The sequence below is a fragment of the Kitasatospora sp. NPDC056138 genome (genome assembly GCF_042264695.1).
Lineage (GTDB): Bacteria > Actinomycetota > Actinomycetes > Streptomycetales > Streptomycetaceae > Kitasatospora.
Map to the genome: position 1 here is coordinate 1,641 of NZ_JBHJVK010000126.1, position 9,280 is coordinate 10,920.

Sequence of the window (9,280 nt, forward strand, 5' to 3'; positions counted from 1 at the left end):
GGTGAATAGCATGGAGAAGATCGAGTTCGAGAACGTCGAGATCGCCGGTCTGGCGGACGACGAGCTCGCCGACGTTGTCGGTGGCAACGCCCTGGTTGCCCGCCCCGCCAAGTGCGTTTCCTGAATCCCTTTGGGACAGGACGCGTCGATGGCTCTGAATTCCGTGGCTGGAGGTGAATAGCATGGAGAAGATCGAGTTCGAGAACGTCGAGATCGCCGGTCTGGCGGACGACGAGCTCGCCGACGTTGTCGGTGGCAACGCCCTGGTCGCTCGCCCCGCCAAGTGCGTTTCCTGAATCCCGCTGGGACAGGACGCATCGATGAGCTCGCCGACATTGTCGGCGGCCACACCATGGCGGCTCGGTCCGTCGTGAACCGCATCACCATGTTGTAAGGCGATGCCAACGGGCCTCCTGGCATGAAAGAGATGCCAGGAGGCCCGCTTCATGGTACGCCCCGGTGACGGTCGACCCACCGTCACCCCAGGGACCCCGCGCGTGCGCAGCCGGCCGAGGCGGGGCGCCCCGTCGGCGTGTGACCGGTGGACGACGGGGCCACCGCTCCCGACGGGAGCGGGTCAGGCCGGAACACGCACCAACACGAACGTCGGTCCCGCAGCCCGGACCGCATGGACGGAAACTCTCAGGTGAGCACAGTGGACACTGCGGAAGAAAGCAGCCACCCGACCCCGCGACCGGGCCTGTCGGGCAGGTTCCGGCAGCAGGCTCTCGCCGCGCGCGGTGCCGTACGCGAATACGGGCACCAGGTCGCACCCGGTCGCCTCGTACGGATCCCGTTCCGGCCGTCCGAGGAAGGACAGCGTCCGTCCGGCGCCAGGAAACGGTGGATGCCCCGGCCCCAGCGCCGCGTGCCGGTGCGGTTGCAGGCCCAGATCAGCGACTGCGGAGCCGTGTCGCTCTCCATGGCCCTGGCCTACCACGGGGTCGACGTCCCCATCCAGGAGCTCCGTCAGGCGACCGCCACCGGCCGGGACGGCGTGTCCGCGCGTCAGATCCTGGAAGCGGCACGCGCATACGGCTTCAACGCGCGCGGCGTTCGCGTCGAACTCGAGGGTCTGCGACACCTGCCGGCGGGGACGATCCTGTTCTGGGACTTCGCGCACTTCGTCGTGCTCGAAGGGGTGCGCGGCGACACCGTCCACATCGTGGATCCTGCGCTGGGGCGGCGTCGGTTGAGCCTGGAGACGGCCGGAGCCTCCTTCACCGGCGTGGCCCTGCAGATCACCCCGGCCCTGGAGACGGTGCGGAGTTGGAGCAGCCGCCGCGCCGCGCGCAGGAGCGCGGGCTCCTGGCGCTACCTCTGGCACTTCTTCCCCACCGGCTACCGCTGGATTCCCTTCGCCGCCTGCTCGTTGGTCCTCATGCTGTTCAACTTGGGCATGCCGCTGGCCACTCGGTATGTGGTGGACCAGGTGGTACCGGGTCACACCGTCGGAGTCGGCTACCTGTGGGTGGCGATACCCGTCCTCGCCGGAGCCTACTTCGGGCTGCAGTTCCTCCGTTCGCTGACCTTCCTGGTCATACAGGCGGCGATGGACGAGAACGTCACCCTCGGCATACTCAACCGGCTCTTCGCGCTGCCCTACGACTTCTTCTCCAGCAGGAGTCCGGGAGATCTGCTGCAGCGCGTGCGGACCAGCGCGACGGTCCGTCAGGTCTTCTCGGCCTCGTCGTTCGCGAGCGTCTTCGACGGCGTCCTCATCCTGGTCTACATGACCCTGCTGGTCCTGATCGACCCCGCACTGGCGTTGGTGGTCGTCGGCGTGGCCCTGCTGCAGGTGTTGCTCCTCGTGGTCACCTGGCGCCGTCAGGAGTACGCGAGCGCCGACGCGCTGGAGGCCCGCTCGCGGGCCGAGTCGGAACTGGTCGAGATCCTTGACGGCATGGCCACGATCAAGGCGGCCGGAATGGAGGGTGCGGCCGGTCACCGTTGGAGTCACACCCTCGCCGAGGAGCTCAACACCCGACTGCGCAGCCGGAAGCTGCTCACGCTGTCCTCGACGCTCAGCTCCGCCCTGCAGCTGGTCGCACCGCTGATCATCCTGGTCGTGGGGACGGGGCGGCTCTCCTCGGGCGCGCTGAGCCTGGGCGACGTGCTCGGCTTCAGCGTGCTCGCCATGGGTCTCCTGGTTCCGCTGGTCAACTGCGTCCAGGTCGGTTTCCAGGTGGCCGGGATCGGCGCCGAACTGACCAAACTGGGCGACATCATGGAGACGGCCCCGGAACGCCGGAACGGCGACGTCGAGGCCGGCGCCGTCGGCGGGACGCTCGAGATGCGTGAGGCGTCCTTCACCTACCAGGAGGGGCAGGCCGCGGTGGTCCGCGACGTCTCGTTCACGGTGGCGGACGGAAGCTTCACCACGATCCTGGGGGCCTCCGGATCGGGCAAGTCCTCCTGCGCGCTCCTGCTCGCGGGGCTCCATCGGCCCAGCAGCGGGGCGGTGCTGGTGGACGGACGCGACCTCGCCTCGGTGGACACCGGCGACTACCGCCGATCCATCTCCTTCGTGAACCAGGACTCCCGGCTGTTCTCCGGAGCGATCCGGGAGAACATCGGCTGGGGCGGCTCGGAGGTGACCGAGGCCGAGATCGTCGAGGCCGCGCGACTGGCCGGTATCCACGAGGACATCGCCAGGATGCCGATGGGGTACGACACCCTGCTCGGCCCCGGTGGCGGCGGTGTGTCCGGTGGTCAGCGTCAGCGGATCATCCTCGCGCGGGCGCTGGTGCGCAAACCGCGCCTGCTGATCCTGGACGAGGCCACCAGCGCGCTCGATCCGGTCCTGGAGATGGAGATCTTCGCGCGGCTGCGCGGCCTGCCCATGACGTTGGTCGTGGTCGCACACCGGCTCACCGCCATCGACAGCGCCGACCAGGTCGTGGTGCTCGAAGCGGGTCGGATCGCGCAGCTCGGGCATCCGGATGAGCTGTCCCTCCAGGCCGGCCCCTACCAGGCCCTGACGCGTTGACGCCGATGGACCGCCGACCGCGGACCGCCGACTGCAGAGCGCCGAACCCGAGCACTGACGAACTGACGAACTGACGAACGAGACGCCCGTCCGACCCCGCCGCCCGTCTGCCGCCCCGTCGCTCGTCCTGCCGGCCTCGCGGCAGGAGACTCGACCGTGAGAGTGATACCCGTGTTCCCTGATCCGCATGAGATCGCCAAGTCGTTCCGATTCGCGCTGCTCGGCCCGATCCGCGCCTGGAGAGGCAACCGTGAGGTCGACCTGGGGTCGGCCCGACAGCGGGCCGTGCTGGCCCGGCTGCTCCTGGCCACCGGGCAGCCGCACGCCATTTCCGAGATCATCGAGGCGGTCTGGGGCGAAGAACTGCCCGGAAACCCGCGCAACCTGGTGCACAAGTACGTGGGCGGTCTGCGCCGCGCCCTGGACCCGGACGTCGGCGACGCCCGCACCAGTGAGCTGCTCCCTCTCATCGACAACGGCTACTCGCTGCTGGTCGACCGGGACCAGGTCGACCTCAACGTCTTCACGCAGACGGTGGCCGAGGGAGTGGCGCTGGTCGACATCGACCTGGACACGGCACGCGAACGCCTGGACACGGCACTGGGGCTGTGGCGCGGCGACGCGTTCGGTCCGCTCTCCACCGAGTTCTTCGGTGCCGAGCGGAGTCGGCTGGTCGAGCGGCGGCTGTCGGCCCTGGAGGACCGGATCGGTATCGACATCGCCCTCGGACGACATGCCGAGGCGGCGGTCGAGCTGGTCAGCCTGCTGGTGGAGAACCCGCTGCGCGAGCACCTGGCGGTCCTGCTGATGATCGCGTTCTACCGGTCCGGTCGCCAGGCCGACGCGCTCAGGGTGTTCCAGGACTGCCGCCGCAAGCTGACCACCGAGCTCGGGATCGAACCGGCCAGGGAACTGCAGGAGATCCAGCTCCAGATCCTGGCCGGCGACCCGATCCGGACGATCACGTTGTCCTGCGGGAGGACGGTGACGGCCACTGCGCCGAACTCCCGGAGCGAGAGGCACGCGGGCCCGAACGCCGGCAAGGCGAACGGCCGCCCGAGCACGGGCGGGGCCGAGCGGTGCCACCTCAAGCCGGACCTCAGCGATTTCGTCGCTCGGGAGCGGGAGCTCACACAGGTCTGCACGATCCTGGTCGAGCCGGCCCCTGTGCCGCCCACCGTCGTGATCACCGGCAACGCGGGCACGGGCAAGAGCGCCCTCGCGGTGCGGGTGGCGAACCTTGTGAAGAGCCGCTTCCTGGGCGGCCAGTTCCAGATCGACCTTCGTGGCATGTCCGCCGACCCGGTGACGTCGCAGCAGGCCCTGCAGCGGCTCCTGCGCATGCTGGGCGTCGAGGAGCCCGACGAGACGCTGACCCCGGACGAGCTCGGCGAACTGTACCGATCCGTGCTGGGGGACGATGTGCTCACCGTCTTCGACGATGTCTCCGACGAACGCCAGGTCCGGCCGCTGCTCGGGGCGAGTGCCACCATCATCACCAGCCGCCGGCGGCTCACCGGCCTGGAGGGCGCTCACATCGTCGAACTGGACGCGATGAGTTCGGACGACGCGGTGCGCATGCTCGATCAGATCATCGGGCCCGAGCGGCTGTCGACGGATCCCGCCCAGGCGGCGCGGATCGGGGGGTTCACCGACGGCTCGCCGCTGGCCCTGCGCATCGCGGGGGCACGCCTGTTGGCGCGCCCGCACTGGTCGCTCCGCCAGTTCGCCGACCGGCTCGCCGACGAGGACCGCCGACTGGCGGAGCTCACCCACAACGACCTCGACATCCGGGCGAGCCTGGCCACGACCTTCCACTGGCTGAACCCGCAGAGCGTCGAGGCGTTCCTGCTGCTGGGCTCCTGGGACGAACGCAGCTTCACCATCGCCGACGCGACGGGCCCCCTCGGCCTCTCGGAGATCGACGCCGCCGATGTCATCGAGGAACTCGTGGACCTGCGGTTGGTCGATGCCCGCCGTACCGACGGGACCGGAGAGGTCCGCTACCAACTGCGTGACCTCGTACGTCGCTTCGCCCGGTCCGAGGCCGAGGGCGCGGCCGTGGCGCCTGCCACCCGCCTGCCGCACCGCAGGGCCCTCGAGGTGATCAATCTCAGCCGCCACGGTGGTTCCGCGCGCCACGCCGAAGCAGAGTGCTGACGATCGAGCCGGGCACCCGGATCGTTCGATCCGGGTGCGCCGCAGGGGGTCGCGTCCTCGGCGCGGTGGGGAGAGCGCAAGGCTCCGCAGCCAGGCCGTTGCCCGCGCTGTGCCACCGCGGCTCGGGCGCGACGAGTCCCTGGCAGGCCCCTGCCCCGCGTCGCCGCTCAGCGTGTGAGACGGATGCCGCCCAGCCCCGCGCTGAAGGCGCTCAACAGGCGATCTGCTGTGGTGTCCGCGGAGAACACCGGGTCGAGGGCGAGGGTGATGTGGAGCGGCCCGGGTCCGCCGAGCACCGCCAGCTCCACTCCTCTCGATTCGTATTGGAAATCCGCCGGGTAACTTCCGGGACGTGCCACGATGCCCTGGACGGCCTTTTCTCCCGGGTTCTGGGCCCGATTGAAATAGCTTGCCACGACGCTCCAGCCGCGCCTCGTATCGTTTTCCCGGAACGACGTCTGGAGCGCAGCGAGTGTGCTGTGGTCCATCTGTCGGTTCGCTGCGACGGCCATGACCTCCGTCCCCACCAGCCGGGTCATCTCGCGGAGGGTCCCGGTCCGGGGCAGCGCGACCGGGAGGGAGACGGTGAACATTCCCGACGTGTCGAAATCCTCCGGGGACCGGGCGTCGATGGGCAACCAGACGTGCAGACGGTCATCCGTGGCCACCTCGGTGAGCACCGCGTGCGCGAGCGCGGCGATGGTCAGCTGGAACTCGGTGCAGCCGTGGTCCCTCGCCCGCTCGCGCAGCATCGTTCGCTCCGCCCCGCCGACCGTGGCCTGCGCGATCACGCACCGCCGTTGGCCGGTCGTATCCGGCCGTTCGGCCGGCGGTTCGCCGGCCGGGCAGTTCTCGGCGATGCGCTGCCGCCAGAAGCCGGCCGCCCGCGGCGATCCGCCGGCCGCGTGCTGCTCGGCCGCCCGGACGAAGCTCTGCCGCTGCGGCACGGACGGACGGTCCGGATGCGTGGTGTCGTGGTCGAAATTGTTCCAGAGGTCGCGGAGGACCAGTGCCATGCCCCTGCCGTCGAGGGCCATGTGGGAGAACGAGGCGAGAAACGCGTGAACCGTGGGCGAGTGGCGCAGCAGGCGGAACCTGAACGGGTACTCCGTGCTGAGATCCCACGGTTCCGCGAGGTCCTTGCCGTGGACGAGCCGGGCGTACCGGCTGAACTGCTCTTCCGAGCTGCTGCGGACCTGCTGGCAGGAGAGCAGCGAGGCGCTGTCCGGCTGATGGCGCACCAGCTGGGTCTGGTCGTCGAGCCGGCCGTCGTCGCACAGGCCGATGCGCAGGGCGTCGTGCTGTCCGACCGTTCGCGCAACGGCTTCGGCGAAGCGCGCGACATCGAGCTCGCCCTCGATCCGGTACGCGGCCGAGAGCGAGCCGGACATCTCCGGCTGCGCCCGCATCTGGGCGTAGTACGAGGACTGCCCCGATGTCAGCGGGTACCTCGTCATGGGCGCGGCCGTCGATGCCTGCATGTGTCCCCCTGTTGAGACTCGATTTCGGATCGAAGCACACCGGCGGCTTTTGAATCCGAAACCATCGAACAGCGGGCTTGTATCCCCTGTCAAGGAGATGCAATGCGGACCTTCTCCTAGGGAATTCCGACTTCATTTTCCGGAAGTCGGAATTCACGAGAATTTCAGTGCGCCGGCCGGGTTGAGCGGGCCGCAGGGCGCAGCGGTGACCTCGACAACGGGCCGGGCAACAGCCCGTCGAGTTCCGCGGCGAACTCGACGGGCTGCCGGCGGTGCATCTCCTTCCCGGTGGCGCTGCCCGGCCTGCCGAACGTGCCGTGGCCGACCGCCTTGGGCTTCCCGGACGACCCCTGGTGTTTCGGCGCCGCGCCAGTAACATGAGTTCTCCTCACATTTCTGTCAGGAGGCTGCCATGCCGGACCGCTTCGACCTGCCGGCGGGGTTCCGCTGGGGTGCCGCCACCGCCGCCTACCAGATCGAGGGGGCGGTGGAGGAGGACGGCCGCGGCCCGTCCGTCTGGGACGTCTTCGCCGCCCGCCCCGGCGCCGTTCGCGACGGGCACACCGGCGCGGTGGCCTGCGACCACTACCACCGGTACCCCGAGGACATCGCCCTGATGAAGGGCCTCGGCCTGGACGGGTACCGCTTCTCCATCGCCTGGCCCCGGATCCGGCCCACCGGCAGCGGCCCCGTCAATCCCGCCGGACTCGCCTTCTACGACCGGCTCGTCGACGCCCTGCTGGAAGCCGGCATCGCCCCGCTGCCCACCCTCTTCCACTGGGACCTCCCGCAGGGCCTGGAGGACCACGGCGGCTGGCTCAACCGCGACACCGCCTACCGCTTCGCCGAGTACGCGGCCGTGGTGGTCGACGAGTTGGGCGACCGCATCCCCACCTGGATCACCCTCAACGAGCCCTTCGTCCACACCGTCTTCGGCTACGCGCTGGGCACCCACGCCCCCGGCCGCACCCTGATGTTCGAGGCCCTCCCGGCGGCCCACCACCAGCTCCTCGCCCACGGCCTGGCCGCCTCGGTCCTGCACGACCGCGGTCTGGAGGCGATGCTCTCCAACAACCTCACCCCCGTCCGGCCGGCCTCCTCGGATCCCGCCGACGTTGCCGCCGCGGCGGCCTACGACACCTTGCACAACCGCCTGTTCACCGACCCCGTCCTCCTCGGCCGCTACCCCGACCTCTCCACCCTCGGCGTCCCCGACGACATCTACGGTGCCGTCCACCCCGGCGACGTGGACCTCATCCACGCCCCCGGCCTCGACGGCCTCGGCCTCAACTTCTACAACCCCACCCGCGTCGCCGCCCCCACCGACCCCGCCCTCCCCTTCACCCTCGTCGACATCCCCGACGCCCCCCACACCGCCTTCGGCTGGCCCGTCGTCCCCGAGGCCCTCACCCAACTCCTCCTGCAACTCCGCGACTCGTACGGCAAGGCCCTCCCGCCCATCACCATCACCGAGAACGGCTGCTCCGTCACCGAGGACACCGTCCCCGACCAGCCCCGCATCGACTTCATGGCCACCCACCTCGACGCCCTCGCCGCTGCCGTGGCGGAAGGCATCGACATCCGCGGCTACTACACTTGGTCATTGATCGACAACTATGAGTGGGCGGAGGGCTACCACCAGCGCTTCGGCCTCGTCCACGTCGACTTCGCGACCCAGCAGCGCACCCCGAAGGCGTCGTACGCGTGGTACCGCGACCTGATCGCGGCCCATCAGGCCCGGCGCCGACGCTGAGGCTGTGAGCCGTACAGGTACGGCCGGCTTGGGGGCGGGCCGCGCAGGCTCAGGGGTGTTGGACCGATCTGCCGCGCGCGGAACTGAAACCGCCGCCACGGGTTCCGGCCACCGGGGCGAGGCGTGCCCGTCCGGCCCGGGGACAAGTCGTGCAGTCTCCAGCACGATCCACACCGCCCCCTCACGGAACTCGGCGTCGTCGCCACGTCGCTTACCCGCCCTCAACTCCACATCGGGTCAGAGCTCTGCGTTACGAGGGGAAGCACAGCGCAGACCTCTCCGGGAGTCCGGCACGGTCCGCTGCTGGGGTCATCGGGCAGTCGGGGAAACGGACATCCGCGCCATCTCCCGGCCGCTCTCGTCCTCCACGAGCACCACCGCTACGGCCTGGCGTGGTACGGCCGTCGTGATCCTCATGTGCACGGTCTCACCCTCGGGGATGCGCACGCCGCCGCCCAGGGCGCGATTCCCGGCGGCGTTGGCGGTCAGCACACGGTAGGTCCGACCGGGATTCAGACCGGTCAGTACCACGGGAATTTCGGTCCCCCATGCGTGCGGGAGCATCTGCCCCTCGCGGGTCACGGCGACATGATGCTGTGGTTCCGTTGGCCACGGCCCGAGCGAGACCGTGGTGGTGATCGCCGCGGCCACGGCAGCCGGTCCCAGCAGCCCGTTGCGCACGGCAGAGGACCGTTTTCGAGACCGGCGCAGACTTGGTAGGGCTTGAGGTCGCAGTCTCGCGCGCGGCCGGTCGTTCAGCGGGGCAGGATGCGCAGTACTGCCTCGCGATTGCCGCTGAGCTGCAGGCCTTGCTGTACCGCGGCGCTCAGATCGAGGTCGCCGAGCAGGGTCGCGGCCAGCAGGTGCGGCGGTCCGGTCAGGGACGCGGTGGGGTGG

Annotated in this window: 5 protein-coding genes; 3 read left to right on the forward strand and 2 right to left on the reverse strand. The window is 69.8% G+C overall.

All coding sequences use genetic code 11. From position 1 onward, the window contains the following. Positions 1–847 precede the first annotated feature (847 nt). Entirely contained in the window at positions 848–2,989 is a 2,142-nt protein-coding gene (locus ACFC1R_RS37675) for a peptidase domain-containing ABC transporter (RefSeq protein WP_375946241.1), read from the forward strand. Between the two features lie 156 nt (positions 2,990–3,145). Then, entirely contained in the window at positions 3,146–5,149 is a 2,004-nt protein-coding gene (locus tag ACFC1R_RS37680; RefSeq protein WP_375946242.1) for a BTAD domain-containing putative transcriptional regulator, read from the forward strand. A gap of 167 nt (positions 5,150–5,316) precedes the next feature. On the opposite strand, the gene ACFC1R_RS37685 is transcribed toward ACFC1R_RS37680, so the two are convergent. Then, positions 5,317–6,630 carry a condensation domain-containing protein gene (locus tag ACFC1R_RS37685; protein ID WP_375946243.1) on the reverse strand — a complete coding sequence of 438 codons (1,314 nt, stop codon included), beginning with the start codon at positions 6,628–6,630 and terminating at the stop codon, positions 5,317–5,319. A 412-nt stretch (positions 6,631–7,042) separates the two neighbouring features. Between ACFC1R_RS37685 and ACFC1R_RS37690 the strand changes: the two genes are divergently transcribed. Next, positions 7,043–8,383, forward strand: coding sequence for a GH1 family beta-glucosidase (locus ACFC1R_RS37690; protein ID WP_375946244.1), 1,341 nt, complete (start codon positions 7,043–7,045; stop codon positions 8,381–8,383). Between the two features lie 309 nt (positions 8,384–8,692). Here the strand turns inward: ACFC1R_RS37690 and ACFC1R_RS37695 are convergent, their stop codons facing one another. Further along, entirely contained in the window at positions 8,693–9,064 is a 372-nt protein-coding gene (locus tag ACFC1R_RS37695) for a hypothetical protein (RefSeq protein ID WP_375946245.1), read from the reverse strand. Positions 9,065–9,280: the final 216 nt, after the last annotated feature.

What these genes read in the sequence shown, in the direction of transcription:
- ACFC1R_RS37690 (WP_375946244.1), top strand. Translation starts at nt 7,043, where the DNA reads ATGCCGGACCGCTTCGACCTGCCGGCGGGGTTCCGCTGGGGTGCCGCC.
- ACFC1R_RS37685 (WP_375946243.1), bottom strand. Translation starts at nt 6,630, where the DNA reads ATGCAGGCATCGACGGCCGCGCCCATGACGAGGTACCCGCTGACATCG.
- ACFC1R_RS37675 (WP_375946241.1), top strand. Translation starts at nt 848, where the DNA reads ATGCCCCGGCCCCAGCGCCGCGTGCCGGTGCGGTTGCAGGCCCAGATC.